The organism is Formosa sp. Hel1_31_208, from assembly GCF_900104785.1.
In the GTDB taxonomy this organism is placed as follows: domain Bacteria; phylum Bacteroidota; class Bacteroidia; order Flavobacteriales; family Flavobacteriaceae; genus Psychroserpens.
Window position 1 is genome coordinate 2,072,537 of the sequence record NZ_LT629733.1, and the last position, 18,376, is coordinate 2,090,912.

The 18,376-nt window shown below is 34.7% G+C and carries 19 protein-coding genes and 2 tRNA genes; 4 read left to right on the forward strand and 17 right to left on the reverse strand.

Going from position 1 to position 18,376, the window contains the following annotated elements; genetic code table 11:
- Positions 1–2: 2 nt before the first annotated feature.
- The 11 genes from BLT57_RS09355 to BLT57_RS09405 all read right to left on the reverse strand — a co-directional run bounded on the left by BLT57_RS09355 (position 3) and on the right by BLT57_RS09405 (position 12,251).
- Positions 3–599: a DUF5683 domain-containing protein gene (locus tag BLT57_RS09355; RefSeq protein WP_231928670.1), complete on the reverse strand. Its 597-nt coding sequence runs from the start codon at positions 597–599 to the stop codon at positions 3–5.
- On the reverse strand, positions 589–1,488 hold the full coding sequence (locus BLT57_RS09360; RefSeq protein WP_091425172.1) for a ParB/RepB/Spo0J family partition protein: 900 nt from the start codon (positions 1,486–1,488) through the stop codon (positions 589–591). Before BLT57_RS09360 ends, BLT57_RS09355 begins: the two co-directional genes overlap by 11 nt.
- Complete coding sequence (locus tag BLT57_RS09365) at positions 1,488–2,252, reverse strand: ParA family protein (protein ID WP_091425176.1); 765 nt, start codon at positions 2,250–2,252, stop codon at positions 1,488–1,490. The genes BLT57_RS09360 and BLT57_RS09365 overlap by 1 nt, the downstream gene beginning before the upstream one ends.
- A 126-nt stretch (positions 2,253–2,378) precedes the next feature.
- Positions 2,379–5,210, reverse strand: coding sequence for a pitrilysin family protein (locus BLT57_RS09370; RefSeq protein ID WP_091426732.1), 2,832 nt, complete (start codon positions 5,208–5,210; stop codon positions 2,379–2,381).
- A gap of 373 nt (positions 5,211–5,583) precedes the next feature.
- A complete protein-coding gene (gene scpA / locus BLT57_RS09375) occupies positions 5,584–7,704 on the reverse strand; it encodes a methylmalonyl-CoA mutase (protein WP_091425178.1) in 2,121 nt (706 codons plus the stop codon).
- Between the two features lie 5 nt (positions 7,705–7,709).
- Positions 7,710–8,360, reverse strand: a complete 651-nt coding sequence (locus tag BLT57_RS09380) for a hypothetical protein (protein ID WP_091425180.1) — start codon at positions 8,358–8,360, stop codon at positions 7,710–7,712.
- An 11-nt stretch (positions 8,361–8,371) separates the two neighbouring features.
- Positions 8,372–9,733, reverse strand: a complete 1,362-nt coding sequence (locus BLT57_RS09385) for a methylmalonyl-CoA mutase subunit beta (RefSeq protein ID WP_091425182.1) — start codon at positions 9,731–9,733, stop codon at positions 8,372–8,374.
- Positions 9,726–10,031 carry a septum formation initiator family protein gene (locus BLT57_RS09390; protein ID WP_091425184.1) on the reverse strand — a complete coding sequence of 102 codons (306 nt, stop codon included), beginning with the start codon at positions 10,029–10,031 and terminating at the stop codon, positions 9,726–9,728. The genes BLT57_RS09385 and BLT57_RS09390 overlap by 8 nt, the downstream gene beginning before the upstream one ends.
- Positions 10,031–10,642: a uridine kinase gene (gene udk / locus BLT57_RS09395; RefSeq protein WP_091425186.1), complete on the reverse strand. Its 612-nt coding sequence runs from the start codon at positions 10,640–10,642 to the stop codon at positions 10,031–10,033. Before udk ends, BLT57_RS09390 begins: the two co-directional genes overlap by 1 nt.
- Before the next feature lie 50 nt (positions 10,643–10,692).
- A complete protein-coding gene (locus BLT57_RS09400; protein WP_091425188.1) occupies positions 10,693–10,992 on the reverse strand; it encodes a cytochrome c in 300 nt (99 codons plus the stop codon).
- A gap of 155 nt (positions 10,993–11,147) precedes the next feature.
- Positions 11,148–12,251 (reverse strand): PQQ-dependent sugar dehydrogenase, encoded by a 1,104-nt coding sequence (locus BLT57_RS09405; RefSeq protein WP_091425190.1) that lies wholly within the window; start codon positions 12,249–12,251, stop codon positions 11,148–11,150.
- A gap of 125 nt (positions 12,252–12,376) precedes the next feature.
- Between BLT57_RS09405 and BLT57_RS09410 the strand changes: the two genes are divergently transcribed.
- The 4 genes from BLT57_RS09410 to BLT57_RS09425 all read left to right on the forward strand — a co-directional run bounded on the left by BLT57_RS09410 (position 12,377) and on the right by BLT57_RS09425 (position 13,372).
- A tRNA-Pro gene (locus tag BLT57_RS09410) sits at positions 12,377–12,451 on the forward strand.
- A gap of 9 nt (positions 12,452–12,460) precedes the next feature.
- A tRNA-Arg gene (locus tag BLT57_RS09415) sits at positions 12,461–12,534 on the forward strand.
- 53 nt (positions 12,535–12,587) lie between these two features.
- Entirely contained in the window at positions 12,588–12,827 is a 240-nt protein-coding gene (locus BLT57_RS09420) for a GIY-YIG nuclease family protein (RefSeq protein WP_091425192.1), read from the forward strand.
- Positions 12,828–12,937: 110 nt separating this feature from the next.
- A complete protein-coding gene (locus BLT57_RS09425) occupies positions 12,938–13,372 on the forward strand; it encodes a hypothetical protein (protein WP_091425194.1) in 435 nt (144 codons plus the stop codon).
- Here BLT57_RS09425 and BLT57_RS09430 read toward each other — a convergent pair.
- The 6 genes from BLT57_RS09430 to BLT57_RS09455 all read right to left on the reverse strand — a co-directional run bounded on the left by BLT57_RS09430 (position 13,369) and on the right by BLT57_RS09455 (position 18,345).
- On the reverse strand, positions 13,369–14,550 hold the full coding sequence (locus BLT57_RS09430; RefSeq protein ID WP_091425197.1) for an SAM-dependent methyltransferase: 1,182 nt from the start codon (positions 14,548–14,550) through the stop codon (positions 13,369–13,371). The genes BLT57_RS09425 and BLT57_RS09430 overlap by 4 nt on opposite strands.
- 7 nt (positions 14,551–14,557) lie before the next feature.
- The gene (locus tag BLT57_RS09435; protein WP_091425199.1) at positions 14,558–15,646 is read right to left on the reverse strand and encodes an AI-2E family transporter; all 1,089 of its coding nucleotides are present in this window, start codon (positions 15,644–15,646) and stop codon (positions 14,558–14,560) included.
- A gap of 33 nt (positions 15,647–15,679) precedes the next feature.
- Positions 15,680–16,180, reverse strand: a complete 501-nt coding sequence (locus BLT57_RS09440; RefSeq protein ID WP_091425201.1) for a TrmH family RNA methyltransferase — start codon at positions 16,178–16,180, stop codon at positions 15,680–15,682.
- A gap of 6 nt (positions 16,181–16,186) precedes the next feature.
- Complete coding sequence (locus BLT57_RS09445; RefSeq protein WP_091426734.1) at positions 16,187–16,804, reverse strand: DUF4159 domain-containing protein; 618 nt, start codon at positions 16,802–16,804, stop codon at positions 16,187–16,189.
- A gap of 126 nt (positions 16,805–16,930) precedes the next feature.
- Positions 16,931–17,638 carry a 16S rRNA (uracil(1498)-N(3))-methyltransferase gene (locus BLT57_RS09450; RefSeq protein WP_091425204.1) on the reverse strand — a complete coding sequence of 236 codons (708 nt, stop codon included), beginning with the start codon at positions 17,636–17,638 and terminating at the stop codon, positions 16,931–16,933.
- Positions 17,638–18,345: a peptidylprolyl isomerase gene (locus tag BLT57_RS09455; protein WP_091426736.1), complete on the reverse strand. Its 708-nt coding sequence runs from the start codon at positions 18,343–18,345 to the stop codon at positions 17,638–17,640. The genes BLT57_RS09450 and BLT57_RS09455 overlap by 1 nt, the downstream gene beginning before the upstream one ends.
- Positions 18,346–18,376 lie beyond the last annotated feature (31 nt).

Below are 18,376 nucleotides of genomic sequence, written 5' to 3' on the forward strand. Positions count from 1 at the left end.
GCTTAGAATTTAAAATCGAGGGTAAGCCCTAGATTGGTGTTATTTTCCATTTCATTATACCTAAAATGTGGACGAATAGACAAATCTTCATCAACATTAAATTGCAATAAATGTGCATCTACATTAGCATCGACGATATTTAGCGCATACATCCCAATAGCGATTAATAAAGCTAATTCTTTGTTTCGTCGCAACTGTTGTTGTGCGCGTATCAATCCGTCATCTGTGACATTAGGAAAAGGGTCACCAACAGAACCTTGAGGAAAACCAGATAAACGTCTTCTATATGCGTCTCGATAGAGATCATAGTCCTTGTCATTCTTAATGTAAAGATAGGTGGGAATACCAATGGCCACATAGACCAGAGGTATTTTCCAATATTTTTTATTGTAAGCTTGACCGAGTCCCGGAAGAAGCGTTGAATAAAATGCCGCTTTTGAAGGTGCTAATACATTGATAGGATCTCTTTTTGTTTTAGTAGAATCTTTCACCACCATGATACTGGTGTCTACCTCGTCAGTTGTTTTATTGTTTTGCGCCAAAGTCATAAAACAGAAACCAAGAGCAAATAGAATGCTGTATCCTAATTTATTTAGCACTTTGAACTAATTTTTTTATTCGGTTAAAATCTTCTTCTGAATGAAATGGGATTGTAATTTGACCCTTGCCATTCTTTGACACTTTAACGCCAATTTTATGTCCAAAGTATTCCGAAAATTCTTTTATACCTTTTTTAACAAATTTAGGCAGTTCTTGAGGTTTAGGCGTTTTTTTAGTTGTAGGATTATGATAATTCTTTACCAAAGCTTCAGTAGCTCTTACCGATAATTTATCAGTTATGATTTTTTCATAAATCTCTAACTGATCATTTTGATTTTCAATATTAATGATTGCTCGGCCATGCCCCATAGAGATGAAACCGTCACGCATTCCAGTTTGTATGATTGGATCTAGTTTGAGTAATCTTAGATAATTAGCTATAGTAGAACGTTTTTTTCCGACACGCTCACTCATTTGCTCTTGAGTTAATTTGATTTCATCGATAAGTCGTTGATAGGACAGTGCAATTTCAATAGGGTCTAAATCTTGACGTTGAATGTTTTCAACTAAAGCCATTTCTAGAGATTCCTGATCGTTTGCGATTCTAATAAAAGCTGGAATCGTTTCTAAACCGATAAGTTTTGAAGCCCTAAAACGACGTTCACCTGATACCAATTGAAATTTATTAAACTCTAACTTTCTTACAGTAATAGGTTGAATAACACCTAGTTCTTTTATAGAGGAAGCGAGTTCTCGCAATGTTTCTTCATTGAAATTGGTACGTGGTTGAAAAGGGTTGATTTCAATTGCATTAATATCCAATTCAACGATGCTACCAATGATGGTATCGGCATTTTTATCATTAGCCGATTTGATATCGTTAGAAGGGTCTTTCAACAATGCAGACAAACCTCTACCTAACGCTTGTTTTTTTGTTGCTTTCGCCATTATATATTTTTATTAATCATTTCTTTTGCCAAACTTAAATAATTCGTTGCACCTTTACTACTCACATCATATTTAATGATGCTTTCACCATAACTAGGTGCTTCTCCTAATCTCACATTACGTTGAATGATGGTGTCAAATACCATATCGCTAAAATGCTTTTGTACTTCTTCAACAACTTGATTCGACAAGCGCAAACGTTGATCAAACATAGTGAGTAACATCCCTTCAATATCTAATTCAGGATTGTGTATTTTTTGAACACTCTTTACGGTGTTTAATAATTTACCCAAACCTTCTAAAGCGAAGTATTCACATTGAATAGGAATGATAACAGAATCTGCAGCGGTCAAAGCGTTTAAGGTTAACAAACCTAAGGAAGGAGCACAGTCAATTAAAATATAATCATAAGATGATTTTAAATGTGTAATGGCCTTTTTAAGCATGTATTCACGCTCATCTTTGTCAACAAGCTCAATTTCAATAGCGACCAGATCGATATGAGCTGGTATGATATCAACATTGGGTGAGTTGGTTTTGATAATACATTCTTCTGCCGAAGCAGTATGTTCTAGTAACTGGTAGGTCCCAATCTCAACTTGATCAACATCTATTCCCAGTCCTGAAGAGGCATTAGCTTGCGGATCGGCGTCTATAAGCAATACTTTCTTTTCGAGAACCCCTAAGGACGCTGCTAAGTTAACAGAAGTAGTTGTTTTACCAACACCTCCTTTTTGATTGGCAATTGCAATGATTTTACCCATTAAATGATTTGGTTTTAATACGTTCAAAAATACGATTTATTATGACTTTATAAAACGTAAGTTGTTAACAGTAGTGTATAAAAAAAGCAGCCATCGCAGGCTGCTTTTTAATATCTAAACCCAAGCTTAGTTTTCTTCTGGTAATAAAATGGCTTTTAAGTACCCATCTTGCATATATTTCTTAGCGACATTATGAATATCTTGAGTTGTAAGAGCATTCACATTGGCTTCATAATTAATGATATTGTCTAAATCTGATTTGTTATAATCTGCATTTTTAATAACAGATAACCAAAAACGATTTTGTTCTAATTGTTCTTTTCTTGTTAGTAATAAGGCTTGCTTCACTTTATCTAAATCTTTTGCTTCAGGACCATTATCAATGATTTTTTGAAGTTCAGCGATTGAAGCAGCGGCTAATTTTTCGGCATTTTCAGGTCCACAAGGAAAGGAGATACTAAAGTTAAAATTACCATACGGCATTTTTCTAATAGACCCTCTTGCGCCTGCGCCATAAACGCCTCCTTCTTCTTCTCTTAGCTTTTCAATAAGTTTTATACTAAGGATTTCACCTAATGCGCTCATTGCTCGAGCTTCCTTGACATCATATTCAACTTCGCCACCAAAAAGAATATTCACTTGACTTTTTGGTTCTGTGCCTTTGTTAAAAGTGAATTCTCGCGCACTCATATTAGGTCTAAATGTAGGCACATTATACATTTCTCGGGTTGAATTCCCAGGAAGTGATGCGATATAGGTTCCGGCATAATCAGCAATTTGGTTAGCATCGATATTACCTACAAAGTAAAAATTGAAATCACCTGCATTGGCAAAACGTTCTTTATATTTTTCATAAGCTAAATCGTAATTTGCATTGTCTAAATCTTCAGAAGTAGGGAAGCCAGTATATCTTGGATTTCCTTCATTTATAAACTTTCCTAATGCAATTGAAAACGACACATTTGGATTAGATAGAATATTTCCTAAAAACGCTTTTTGCTTACTAATATAAGATTGGAAAGCCTCTGGGTCTTTATCTAATTTAGTAAAGTACAAGTGAATCATTTGAAACATTGTTTCTAAATCTTGTGGTGTAGCCGAGCCTCTCATGCCTTCATCTAAACCACCTATATAAGGTCGTACAGAAGCAATTTTACCAGACATGACCTTAGTCATATCATTTTTCTTTAAACCATCAATACCCGCTTCAAATAATCCGCCGTTAGCGCTAGATGTTTCTTTTAAAACAGCATCAGAATATAAAGATGTTCCACCATAACTAAAAGCTTCAAATAGAATTTCATCATTCTTAAACTCTGTCTTTTTATAAGTTACTTTAGCGCCATTACTTAAAGTGATTGTTGTGGTTTCATTCAATTTTCCTTCGTTATTCACTGATGTGCTAGCAATACTTCCCTTAGTTGGTTTGTTTAGCATTAACGCTGAACGAACTGCTTTATCTTCATAGCCTTTGATGTCACTTTTCTTAACGCTATCGAGTAAATCAATGACTTCCTTTTCGGTTACTTTTGTAAGCCCGTCTTTCTTAGGTCCAGTAAGGACTACTAAGCGGTTGTCATCGTGTAAGAAGTCTTTAATTAATCCGTTAACTTCTTCTAACTTTATCGTTGGTAATTGTGATTGTACAAAATCATAAGACCATTCAATACCTGGCATTGGACTTTCTCTTAAAAAGTTTTGAATATAACCATTTACCATACGTCCAGACTCTTGTTTATCTCTGTCCTTGTATGCACGCTCTATTCTTGCAAAATAATCCTTTTTAGCACGCGCTAATTCTGAGTCGTTAAAACCGAAACGCTTTACGCGCTCGTTTTCTTCTAATAATGTTTTTAATGCTTCTAATTGACCTGTTTCATTAGTTTGCGCCACCGATTGGTATGCATCTTTATTACCAATAATTCCACCATGAAATGAAAACCCATAGATGAAAGGCGGATTTGGTTTGTTACTATATTCTTGTAGTCTATTATTAATCATACCTGTAAATAGACTTTCAACCATATTATCTCTGTAATCCTTTAAGGTTATGGTTTTTTCAGATTTCCCCTTATCCTTATAATAAATTTGAACCTGACTTCCAGTTGCTTCTTCATCCCATTCAATAGCCACGAATGTGCCTTCATGATTTTCTGAACCAAATTCCTCTCTTGGTTTTGGGTTTTCAGGATTTGTTAAACCACTGAAATTGTCTTTTATCTTCTTTTCAAGAGTTTCAACATCTAAATCTCCAACAGCTATTACAGCCATTAAATTAGGACGATACCAATCTTTTTGAAAATTCCTCAAACTTTCATAGTTAAAGGTTTCTAAGTTTTCTTTAGTACCAATTGGCAATCGATCGGCATACTTGGAGTTATGAGCAATCTTATCTAAATATTTTGATTGCATTCTTGTCGCTGCCCCAAGACGTGTTCTATATTCTTCGATAACAACACCACGCTCATCATCGATATCTTGTTCTGTTAATAATGCACCACCAGCCCAATCTTGTAGTATTTGAAACCCTTTATTTAATTTTTCGGGATCATCACTTGGAATTGGAAGGATGTACACAGTTTGATCAAATCCGGTATAAGCATTTAAATCTGCTCCAAATTCAACACCAATACCTTGTAAATAGTCAACTAATTCGTTTTTCTTAAAGTTAGTTGTTCCATTGAAATTCATATGTTCCATGAAATGTGCTAATCCTTTTTGATCTTCAGTTTCCAAAATAGAACCTGCTTTTATAGCTAAACGCAGTTCTACTTTATCTTCTGGTTTTCCATTATTCTGGATGTAATAGGTAAGGCCATTGCTTAGGACTCCTGTTTTTACGTTTGGGTTTTTTGGTATTTCTTTTGAAGGTGAAATTGCTGTGGTAACCGTAGCAGTTTCCTGAGCGTAAGCCGTTAAAGAAATAAAGAATACCATAAGCATGCTTAGTAGCTTCATTGTTGATGGTTTTTGATTCATGTGTTTAAAGTTTTAATGATTTTATTTGTTCTTGTAAATATAACTAAGTATTTAGTTGAATATTTTAATTTGTACTAAAATTCCTATATATCTTCCGAAGATAAAAAACAAGTACTTGATTTAAAGAAGTTTAACAAGTTTTAACGCTTTAGAAAAAATCCTGATATTCAGCAATTATATCCTCTAAACCATAATAAATAGTAAAGAACAAGGTGAGGGGTTGCATAGTTATAGTGTATAAATGATCCATAGTTTACAGATTATAACTGCCTATGATTTAAGGTCGATACCTTGTGGTGTTCACTTGTCAAAACAAAATACCTGATGGTTTCTATTAAATTTAATGAGAACTTTAGTCGATGAGTATGTTTAATATTTTTATTGCAGCGTCACTGATTTTGGTGCCTGGTCCAAAAACAGCTACTGCACCAGCATCAAATAAATATTGATAATCCTGTTTCGGAATAACGCCTCCAACGATTACCATAATGTCTTCGCGACCGTATTTTTTTAATTCATCTATCACTTGAGGAACAAGTGTCTTATGTCCTGCAGCTAAGGAAGATACGCCTAATATATGAACATCATTTTCTACTGCTTGTTTAGCAGCTTCATAAGGTGTTTGGAAAAGCGGACCAATATCGACATCAAAGCCTACGTCGGCATAACCAGTAGCCACTACTTTAGCGCCACGATCATGGCCATCCTGGCCCATTTTAGCAATCATAATTCTTGGTCTACGACCATCTTGTTCGGCAAATTGATCTGCCAGTTCTCGAGCTTTTTTAAAGCTCTCGTCGTCTTTTATCTCTTTACTATACACACCTGAAAATGATTTAATTTGTGCTTTATATCGTCCGAATACTAGTTCTAGTGCATCACTAATTTCTCCTAAGGTAGCGCGTTCTCTCGCTGCACTAACGGCAAGCTCCAATAAGTTGTCTTCACCAGTACGAGCTGCCTCTGTTAAATCTGAAAGTGCTTTATTAACGGCTTTAGTATTTCGTGAGGATTTCACCTGCTCTAACCTTTTAATTTGTCCGGTTCTCACCGTTTGATTATCCACTTCAAGCGTGGTGATTGGATCTTCTTCATCAAGGCGATATTTATTAACACCTACAATGATATCCTGAGCAGAGTCTATACGCGCTTGTTTGCGAGCTGCGGCTTCTTCAATACGAAGTTTTGGAATACCAGCTTCTATAGCTTTAGTCATACCACCAAGTTCTTCAACTTCCTCAATCAATGACCAAGCTTTTTGTGCGATATCATCTGTAAGTTTTTCTACATAAAAACTCCCAGCCCACGGATCTACGGTTTTAGTGATATGTGTTTCTTCTTGCAGATAAATCTGTGTATTTCTGGCAATGCGTGCTGAAAAATCTGTAGGTAATGCAATGGCCTCGTCTAAGGCATTGGTATGCAAACTTTGTGTGCCTCCAAAGGCAGCGGCAGCGGCTTCGATAGTTGTGCGCGCCACATTATTAAAAGGGTCTTGTTCTGTTAAACTCCAACCAGAGGTTTGGCAATGTGTTCTTAAAGCGAGAGATTTTTGATTCTTCGGATTAAACTGGCTGACTAATTTTGCCCAAAGCATGCGAGCTGCCCGCATTTTAGCTATTTCCATAAAGTGATTCATACCTATGGCCCAGAAGAAAGATAGGCGAGGAGCGAAGGTATCAATATCCATTCCAGCTTCGAGTCCTTTTCGGATGTATTCTAATCCGTCAGCTAAGGTATAGGCAAGCTCAATATCACATGTAGCACCAGCTTCTTGCATATGATATCCAGAGATACTAATGCTGTTAAATTTCGGCATCTTCTGACTTGAAAATTCAAAAATATCAGAAATGATTCTCATTGATGGCGTTGGAGGATAGATGTAAGTATTACGTACCATAAACTCCTTTAAGATATCGTTTTGTATCGTTCCTGCCAACTGTTCTGGCGAAACACCTTGTTCTTCCGCAGCAACAATATAAAAAGCCATAATAGGTAAAACGGCACCATTCATGGTCATGGAAACCGACATTTTGTCTAATGGGATTTGATCGAAAAGAATCTTCATGTCTTCAACCGAATCAATAGCAACACCGGCTTTACCGACATCACCAACTACTCGTTCATGATCGGAATCATAACCTCTATGGGTTGCTAGATCAAATGCTACAGATAATCCTTTTTGGCCAGCGGCTAAATTTCTTCTATAAAAGGCATTACTATCTTCTGCGGTAGAGAAACCGGCATATTGACGAATCGTCCAAGGCCGCCTTACATACATAGTAGAATAAGGTCCGCGCAGATTAGGTGCAATTCCAGCGACAAAATTTAGATGTTTTAATGACTCAATATCTTTTTCTGAATATGAGTATTGCAGATCGATATCTTCGGCAGTTTTAAAACTAGGTTTTGAATGATTGTTATCAGACTTTGATGCTAAAGAAATTGTTATATGTTCGAGATTTTTTCTCATATCGTTTAATGGTTATGACCATCATGTGAGGTATGTTCTTTTTCTTCTTGGGTGTTTTGAACTGGTAGTTCAGGATTACTCTGACTTAAGTCAACGTCGTAAATTTTTCCGTAGAACAATTCTAGAGCTACATAAGTAGCCAGATACTTATCGTCTTTCATTCCAAATGTTTTACGTTTTAATTCATCACCAAACATGCGTAAACTCATGCTATTGGTTTGAACCAACGCATTAAACGTATCTTTTAAAGGTTTGTCTTGAATATTGGCGCCAATGCATTTAAATACAGGATGGCTAAAATTCACCTTACTACCGTCAGGATTTGTTGTCCAAAGTTCTGTGTTCTGTTTTAAGACTTCGAGTAGGTTTTTAGAATGCTCTGAAACCATCTTAGAATAATCAACTTTATTAGCAATAGCCTGACTCACAAATAAACTATATGCCCGAGAGTAAATGGGCTTTTCAGGGGTGTAAAAATTAGTTAAGTCGTTTTCAAATGAATAAAATGCCTCTTGGATTAAAGCCGTATCTACACCTTCACAATTTAAAATGTCTTTTGAGTTTTGGTATTTATAATCTACGGTTATAGGTGCTGTTCCCTCTTTACAATTAAAGAGACAAAGGCAGGTTACTAGTATTAATAATTTTAATTTCATGTGGATTGATTTTATTCAGTTTTGAGTCGTTCTTGTTCTAATGCTTCAGCGAGTCGTTTTTCGATGATAGGTTCGATAAGCGTTTTCACGGGATTGTGCTTGATAAAGGGGTATAACTCCAATTCATCTTTCATTTTATCTTGTGGATTCGGATATGTATTAGTTCCTAAGAGCACATGATCACCTGTGTTGAATTGTGTTTGTTCTTTGAGGGCATTTTCTTTAATTTTCTTTTGAATCGCACCGTCTTTTAGCTGTGATAAAAACCCTCCATTTGCCTCTATGGTTTTAAAAAGTTCCAAAGCCTTTTCACTTAATTGTGTTGTAAGACTTTCAATATAATAGGCACCATCGGCTGGATTATCGACTTTGTCAAAGTAACTTTCATTTTTCAGGATGAGTAATTGATTACGTGAGATGCGTTCACCAAATTCATTGTCTTTATGATAAACGGCATCATATGCTAAGTTGGTAACCCAATTCGCTCCACCTAAAACAGCACTCATACACTCAGTTGTAGTGCGTAACATATTAGTGTTGTAATCATAAATCGTTTTATTACGCCTTGACGGAGTCACATTGATATGGCACTTGTTATTAAAGTTATATGCATTTGCAAGTGTAGTGTAAAGTATCCGTAGCGCCTTTAGTTTTGCGATTTCAAAAAAGTAATTTGTTCCTACTGAAACGTTAAAAATAATTTGTGTTGTTTGTTTTTGAGTATCACTTAAAATCATCTCAAAATGATTAAAATATTCATTAAGATGCGCTAAGCTATAAGCCAGTTGCTGCACCATATTAGCGCCAGCATTTTGATATAAACTTGAGTGAACTGTAAATGTATTAGTTTGATTTACAATACTTTCAAATAGCTTGTGATCTTCATTAAGGTTATGATACCAATTTCCTGTTTTAGCTAAATGTCCAATAATATCAATATCTAGCATTAGGTTGTTATGAGAAGGAATTGTTTTTAAAAATTCTAAGGATAGGAATTTTAAGGTGAAACTAACGGGAGTAGAAGTAAGGTCAATTCCTTTTAATAATTCAGTTACTGAAACATCTGCGGAGGGTATAATAAAATTAATCGCTTCTGCACCTCTATTAATTGCATCGAGCGACTTTACATTAGATTTTTCAGTATTTGCTACAAAGATAGACTGACAGATTTTAAACGCGGTGGCTTTAGATCTTGATGTTCTCAAAGGTTGATCAAATTCATCTTTATGGTAAAAAGGCTTTACATCAATTCCTTCATTCGTATGCCATATGAGAGTAGCGTTATAATCGGCACCTTTGAGGTCCGCTTGTATTTTTTGTTTCCATTGTTTTGATGAAACTTCTGAAAAATCGCTAAATAGTTGTTTACTCATCTTTATTTCTAAGTTTTAAGCTGTCTTCGTATTCAATTATGTAAATGTCCTCATTATCTTTCTTCATATAGTATTTTTCACGCGCAAGTTTTTCGACTCCCTCATCAGTACTTAACTCTTTAATAGCCTTCTTGTCTTTTTCGATTTCATTTTTATAATAGGCTTTCTCATTTTCCAAATCTTTAATATCATCATTTAATTCTTTATGAATAATTAATGAATTAGAATCAATGAATATCATCCATACAGCAAAAACTATAAAGATGATTACATATATGTTTTTGAAATACTTTAGCATTAGTTTATAAGTTTTTCGTTGATAATGGTTTTCACTATATCAACTGCAACCGTATTGTATTTGTTGTTAGGTATGATAATATCTGCATATTCTTTCATTGGCTCAATGAACTGTTGATGCATAGGTTTTAGCGTATTTTGATAGCGATTCAAAACTTCGTCAATATTGCGACCGCGTTCTGAAATATCACGTTTTAAACGCCTAATTAAGCGTTCATCGCTATCGGCATGCACAAAAATATTGATATCAAACATCTCTCTTAATTCAGGATGTGTTAAAATCAAAATGCCTTCAACAATCATCACTTTCCTCGGGTTTGTTTTGATGGTATCTCCTGTTCGATTGTGTTTTACAAAAGAATAGATAGGTTGTTCTATAGGATTTCCTTTTCGCAATTCTCTTAGATGTGCTTCTAGCAACTCAAAATCTATGGATCTTGGATGATCAAAGTTAATTTTAATGCGCTCTTCAAAGCTCAAATGAGATGTGTCTTTATAATAAGAATCTTGAGAAATCACACCAACTTCACCTTCTGGTAATTCATTAAGTATTTGATTGACAACAGTTGTTTTACCACAACCTGTTCCTCCGGCGATTCCAATAATAAGCATAAATAATGATTGATTTTAAGTCTTACAAAGTTAATAATTATGGAGCGAATTTAGGGCTCAATTCCCGAAACTTCTTCTTCAGTTATTAACTTATCATGAGAATTCCCCCAACTATGCAATATGTAATTCATAACATCTGTAATTTCATCATTGGAAAGACCTTGAACCGTCATTACATTGTTGTAGACTTCATGATTAACCGAAATCTCTCCAGATATTCCAAATTTAAGCCCTTTAATGCTTTCTTCAATATTATTCATCAAATAGTCTGACATTGCAAGAGGTGGAGAAGTTTTAGGCACGCCTTTTCCATTAAGAAGGTGACAATTGACACAAAAATTAGTGTAGATATCTTATCATAGTTTTATACTTTATACAAGTTTCGGGTTTTGATTTATGTTATGAACTTCCGAAATAGCTAGCGGCAGGGGTATTTTGCTTTTTTCATTTGAATTACAAGATACAAACACAAGTGATATTAGAACTGGGGCAACTATTTTTCTCATTAATTTTTAATCAATTTTATAATTCCTAAGTTTTCAATACCCACATAGATATATCCATCGGGATTTTGGTTTACAGATCTAACGCGCCCAAGTCCGTCTAATAAACGCTCTTCTTTTACGATTTTCCCATCTTGCAAATAGCAATTGTCTAAATATTGAAATTTTAAGGATCCAATTAACAAATTACCTTTCCAATCGCCATACTTATCACTAGAAATAAATGCCATACCACTTGGAGCAATAGATGGATCCCAATAATGGATAGGCTGCTCCATTCCTGGGCGTGAAGTTTCATCTGTTATTTGAGTACCTATGTAATTAACACCATAGGTAATGACAGGCCAGCCATAATTTTTTCCAGATTTAATAATATTAATTTCATCACCACCTTTGGGGCCATGTTCATGTGTCCATAGCTCTCTAGTGTCCGGGTGAATGGTCATGCCTTGCGGATTTCTATGGCCATAAGAAAATATAGCAGTTTTCGCGTTTTTGGTGTTCACAAAGGGATTATCGGAGGGAATAGTGCCGTCATCATTGAGACGATATACTTTCCCGCCGTCTCTTGTAATATCTTGTGGATTCACATCACGGTTACCGCGTTCGCCAATAGTAAAAAAAAGATACCCCTTATCATCAAATTCAATTCTAGAACCAAAATGCTGACCTCTAGTTGTATTTGGTGTCGCTTTATAAAGCAGTTCTTTATTTACAAGCACGTTATTTTTTAGCTTAGCTCGCATGAGAGCTGTATGACCTCCTTTTTCTTCTCCTTCGGAAGAAGCATAAGTAAAATATATCCAACCGTTTGTGTTGTAGTTAGGGTGTAATTTTATGTCTAATAAACCGCCTTGCCCACGAATATATACCTCTGGAAGGCCATCAATTTGTGATTTTTTTCCGTTTTTAAAATGTATCATATTGCCTGCTTTTTCATTAATAAGCATAGATCCATCAGGTAAAAAAGCAAATCCCCAGGGATTAGATAATTCTGGCACAATAATTTCGTATGAGTGTTTATTATTGACTGGATTTTTATCTTGAGCACATGCGAAAAGACTAAATAAACCAATAAGAAAAAGAGATTGAGGTGTAAATTTCATAAAAATTAATATTATGATTAAATTTAATAATAAAAGTTGTTAATTTTTAAAGAAAAGATATATATTTGCACCTCGAAATTTGAGACAAATTATTAAATGTTTTTCTCAAATGAGATAACCGTTTTCGGGGTGTAGCGTAGCCCGGTTATCGCGCCGCGTTTGGGACGCGGAGGTCGCAGGTTCGAATCCTGCCACCCCGACTTTATTTAGGGCTCTTAGCTCAGCTGGATAGAGCACCTCCCTTCTAAGGAGGCGGTCGAAGGTTCGAATCCTTCAGGGCTCACAGAATCCCTTCCATTTAATTGGAAGGGATTTCTTGTTTAAACGAATTAATTAATGAACTGTGACGTTTACATCCTTTTTTCGAAACTGATTAATAGTAATTATGTGGGTTACATATGTGCAGACTTAAAAGAGCGTTTACGCAAACACAATACGAATCACAAATTATATACAGGAAGAGTTAATGATTGGCAACTCATGTATACTGAAAGTTATATAAACCAAAGAATGAAAGACAGTACTTTAGTTTTTGATAATAAGTATTTCTTTACTGTGACTCAGCGTTTAAATTGACATTATTAGGTATTTTACCGAGATTATCATACATTTTATCGATATTTTAGTTGGAAGTTGATTTTATTTGAGTTAACTTTGTCCCATAATTTTCATTAAACCCCAAAACGATGAAAAACCTACTTAAAAGCACAATCGCGTTTGCGATAGTTATGACAACATGTTTTAATTGCTCAGTTGAGCCAATTGAAAGTACTGTATTGGAAGACTCTTTATTACTTGAAGACGCTACCACACCAGAGACACAAGATCCGTGTTCAAATCAAGATCCACAAGCTAGAATAACTAATAACGGAACCATAGCGATAACGCTGCAGATTGCAACAATCGATGGTACTATATTGCATACAGTTCAAGATTTAGCTCCTGGTAACGTTTCAGGATATTTAACGTTTGCACCTGGCGATATCGTATTTAATGTTTCTAAGAACACAACTGGTATTAGTGACGAGAAAGTGATGTACACCATGGATCAATGTATGAGTTACGATATTGAAGTAGCTCCAGACAACAACTTAACGTCCAGTTTACCAGTAAACCTTTAAGACACTTTAGAACAAACTATAACAATGCGTTCATTCATATTGTTAGTTGTGAAGAAGATATAGGTATTACCTCCATCTTTAATGCGATGTTTTTTTCGAAGCTGTGCAACGGTTTCAGGAAAATTCCTTGTGCTTAGATTGGCTTTTGGAAGACCTAAGGCCTTGATGTGTTTTTTATTGTAAGGTATTATAGTTTCTATTTTGAACGATCTTCCTGGAAAATCTATCAACTTTGCACTCGTATATAAGTGTGTGTGCTGATGTAGTTTAGGGATTTTTAAATGCTGAGTGATACTTTTGAATCCGCCCGATTTCATTATTGCCGAGTTAGGCTCGTAAAGAAAGTCTAAGGGCTCACTTATGAGTAATGGGAAGTTGTTTTCTTCTTTTAATAGGAATGAGAATCCAATAGTTGCATCATCCTTAATATCTGCGGTTATAACTGTGATATCATTATCAAAATCCTTTTCTAATAGCCATAATAATTCCTTTACTTCATTTTTTATTGCCAGGATATGAATTTCTTTCACGTGCTTTAAGTCCGCTATTCCTAAAGATATATCTAAAAGGGGAGATGTCTTAACAAGTATGCTATTACTATAAGAGAAGAGCCTTGATAAATGTTCTGGCACATTAGGCAAACAATCCTTAAGAAAAAAAACTTTTCCTTTGTTATCATGTCTCCTAGATGGGTCAATATAAATCCAGTCGTAGGTTTTAGGTTCAGACATCAGATATTCAATCCCATTTTGTGCCATAATTTCAATAGTTATTGCGCCTAATTGTTTAAAATTATGTTGGGCTATAATGGATAAGTTTTCATTGATTTCGCAATGTGTCACATGCTGAAATTTCTTTGAAAAATAAAAGGCATCAACTCCAAATCCACCAGTAATATCAATAATGGAGTTTCCAGAAAGCAATTTAGTTTTGTATTCCGCTGCAATTTCCGAAGAGGTCTGCTCTATATTCAGTTTGTTAGGGTAGTAGATATGTTCACCTTTAAACCAAGTAGGTAGCTTTGTTTTACACTTTAGCTTAGCCTCTATTTGCTCAATTACCTCTAAAGTACTTACGGTTCCAAAATCTGTTCCTTTTAGAAGTAACTTTGATAGATCAGAATCCAAATTTGCATTAATAAATCGTTGGATTTCAGTATTTAATAGTGCAGTGTTCAAATGATAATTATAGACCTTGAGTTAGTTTTTTTACTACCATATTTTCTGATAAAAACTCCTTTAAAATGACTTTTATAGCCGTGTAACAAGGGATGGCTACAATCATTCCTACCACACCAAAGAGTATCCCAGCAATAATGATAATTAAAAAGATTTCCAAAGGATGGGATTTGACACTTTTGGAAAAAATAAATGGTTGACTAAAGAAATTATCGATTAATTGTGCAATTACAATGATGATTACGGTGTAAATAATATTAGGAAGAATGACATCGTTTAAACTATCACTTAGATTATTAGTCATCACGAGTAGCAACATTAAAACACCTCCAATTAAGGGACCTAAATAGGGGATAAGGTTAATAAGTGCGCATAAAAATGCGATGACTACAGCATTTTTTATTCCAATGATTAGTAATCCAATGGTGTAGATTACAAAAAGGATAAGTATTTGAAAGAACAAGCCTACGAAATAACGCGATAATAAATCCGAAATCTTAGTAAATGAACGTTTCGTTCTAGACTCTTTATCGTTTGGAACAAAAGTTAATACCCCTTGCTGGAATAGATTACTATCCTTTAAAAAGAAAAACGCTATAAACAAAACAGACATCAATCCGATACCGAAACTACCTAAGCCTGAGGCAATATTATTAAGGAAATTAGGTATGATAGAGTAGTCTAAGCTCGATAATATTTTAGATTCTTTAATGGCTTTTTCAGCATCAATATGATTAAGTTCGAGGTAAGAAATACTTGCTCGGTATAACTCTTCAATATTAGTTTTGAGTTGATCAATATCTAATAGTGATAAGTTTTGACCTTGTTCTACGAGCAATGGGATTAACAAACTAATGATTCCTACAAAAATTCCAATCAGAAATAGCATGGTAGAAATTACAGCTATTATATTTTTGAATTTAAGTCGTTTTCTTAGAAACAGTACGATGGGTCTTCCTATGAGTGAAATTACTGCTGCAATAAGAACATATACAATCACCGATCGTATTTGGTATAAAAAATACAATACGAGTGCAATCGCGACAATAATGCCTAGAGCTCGTAGTATACCATTAGCGATAGTTCTAGAATTCATTTTTTTAATTTATGCTATAAATATATAAAGACTTTAGCTAAGTTGTTTGGTAATTTCATATAAAGCTACCGTTGTAGCTTGTACGACATTCATGCTGCTATTTTGACCATGCATGTTAATATGTATAATAGCATCACAATGGTTGAGTAAATCATCTGAAATCCCGAAGTTTTCATCACCAATAATTAGTGCGATAGGTTGATGCTTCGGAAATGTATAATTGGATATTGATGTACTGTTTGATGTAATTTCTAATGCCAATATGGAATAGCCTTTGGTTTTTAATTCCAAAACCTTCTCAGGTGCGCTTTCTATGATTTCATAAGGCACTGAATTTTCAGTCGCCCGAGATGTTTTGGTCATTTTTCGGCCTAAAGGAATAGCTGTCCCACAAAAGATTAATCGCTCAACTCCAAACGCATCTGTGGTTCTAAATAGGCTTCCAATATTTGGTGCATTCGTAACATTTTCGCAAATTACAGTAATTGGAAAAGTGCGTTTATTAAAAGGTGTAGAGTAGTGGTTGAGCTGCATTATAAATCAATTCTCAAATGCGTATTTCACGATATTGGCACCCATTTTCAAAGCTTTTTGTCTGACATCTTCTGGGTCGTTATGAACTTCTGGATCTTCCCATCCATCTCCCAAATCACTTTCAAACGTGAATAAAAGGACTAATCGTGTTTTATGAAAAATACCCATGGCTTGTGGGCGTTTCCCATCGTGTTCATGAATTTTAGGCAACCCCTCAGGAAACTCAAATGCTGAATTAAAAATTGGATGATTCTTTGGTAATTCTATCAATTCTAAATTAGGAAAGACTTTCTTTAATTCTGCTTTGATATAAGGTTCCATTCCATAATTATCGTCGATATGTAAAAATCCACCTGAAATTAAATAGCTTCTTAAATTTTCAGCATCTTCATCAGAAAAAAAGACATTTCCATGGCCTGTCATATGCAGCATTGGATATTGAAAAATGTCAATACTTCCCACTTCTACTACTGGTGGGTTCGAATTCATCTTCGTATTAATTGTGGCATTACAGTAATTGATCAAATTAGGTAAGGCCGTTGGATTGCTATACCAATCACCACCTCCATTATACTTTAGAATGGCTAAATCTTGGGCATGTGATTCTCCAGACATCACAAACATTCCAAATGCGAGCACTCCTATTTTAAGTGTAATATATTTTGAAAATAAGCTCATATATCAAAAATAGAAAATATGTGTTATCAAACATATGCTTTTAACGTTATTTATGAACTTTGACTACTTTAATTATACATTGTTTGTATATGCCACTGAATGACAAGCAACAATCGCAGCTGTTTCTGTACGGAGCCGTGTATCACCAAGTGTCACAGGTTTAAATTGATGTTGTAATGCGAGACTAATTTCTTGCGTGCTAAAGTCACCTTCTGGACCAATGAGAATGGTCACAGATTCTTTAGGTTTGAGTAGGCTTTTTAGTGATGATCTATCCATATCCTCACAATGTGCAATAAATGTTTGTCCGTGAAATTCTTGTTCAACGAACGCTTTAAATGGCACGGCTTCATTAAGTTTCGGTAAAAACGTATTAAGAGACTGTTTCATTGCTGACTGCAATATTTTCTCATAGCGTTCTGCCTTAATAGTGCGGCGTTCGCTGTTGTCACAAAATACTGGTGTAATTTCATCAATACCGATTTCAGTAGCCTTCTCAAGAAACCATTCATAACGATCGTTCATTTTTGTAGGCGCTACAGCAAGATGAAGGTGGTATTTCTTTTGTTCCTGAAATTCTGAAGTTTTAATAACAGCACTACAATTTTTTATATCAGCCAAAGTTATTTCTGCAGAAAACAGTTCACCCTTACCATTTGTAATGTGTAAGATATCTCCAACAGATTTACGTAAGACTTTGACAATATGACGACTTTCCTCTTTAGTAAATCGGATTTCAGAATCTTCAGATGTTAAATCTTGATTATAGAAAAGTTGCATTAGTTAATAGGTTCTGTCACTTTTAAAACTTTAACCTCTTCAATGAGTCGTCTTTCGTAGGTCATAAGTATAACGTAATACGCCTTAATTTCTGGAATATCAATGGTAAAGATATCATCTGGGTTGTAATTGCCTTCTATGATTGCCTTTTCGAATTCTGGATGCAAGTCCCCTTCAGTAAACCAGCCTGTATCACCTCCTTGTTTTGCAGATATATCCATAGAATACTGTTTGGCTAAATCTGCAAACATATAGCCTTCATTATATCTCGCAATTACCGTTTGTCTAATCGTGTTGATATCTTCTATAGATTTTTTATTTCCATCTAGAAATACCACACTAGCTCTGTAGTATGGAATTTGATATTTTTCAATAACCTTATAATAGGTTTTTTGAGGACTATCTTCAAAATACCGTTTTGAGCCAACACCCATCTTAAAAATAGTTTCAGCCATTCGAGTATTGTGTTTCTCTCTATTAAATACAATCACTTTACCTTTAACAGTTTTATTCTTTTTTAAATAAATAGTGACATCATCAAGTGTTTGGATAGAATCTAAAGATTTTTCAAAATCCTTTTGAGCATATCCAAAGGAAACACAAAAGAATATTGTAGTCGCAAATAAATATTTTAGCATAGTGATAGGTTGTTTTAATATGTGCATCAAAATTAAACCTCTGAAACGTCCATCAAACAGTCCCGCCATGAAGTTTTTAAGAATTGATTGTTTATAACTC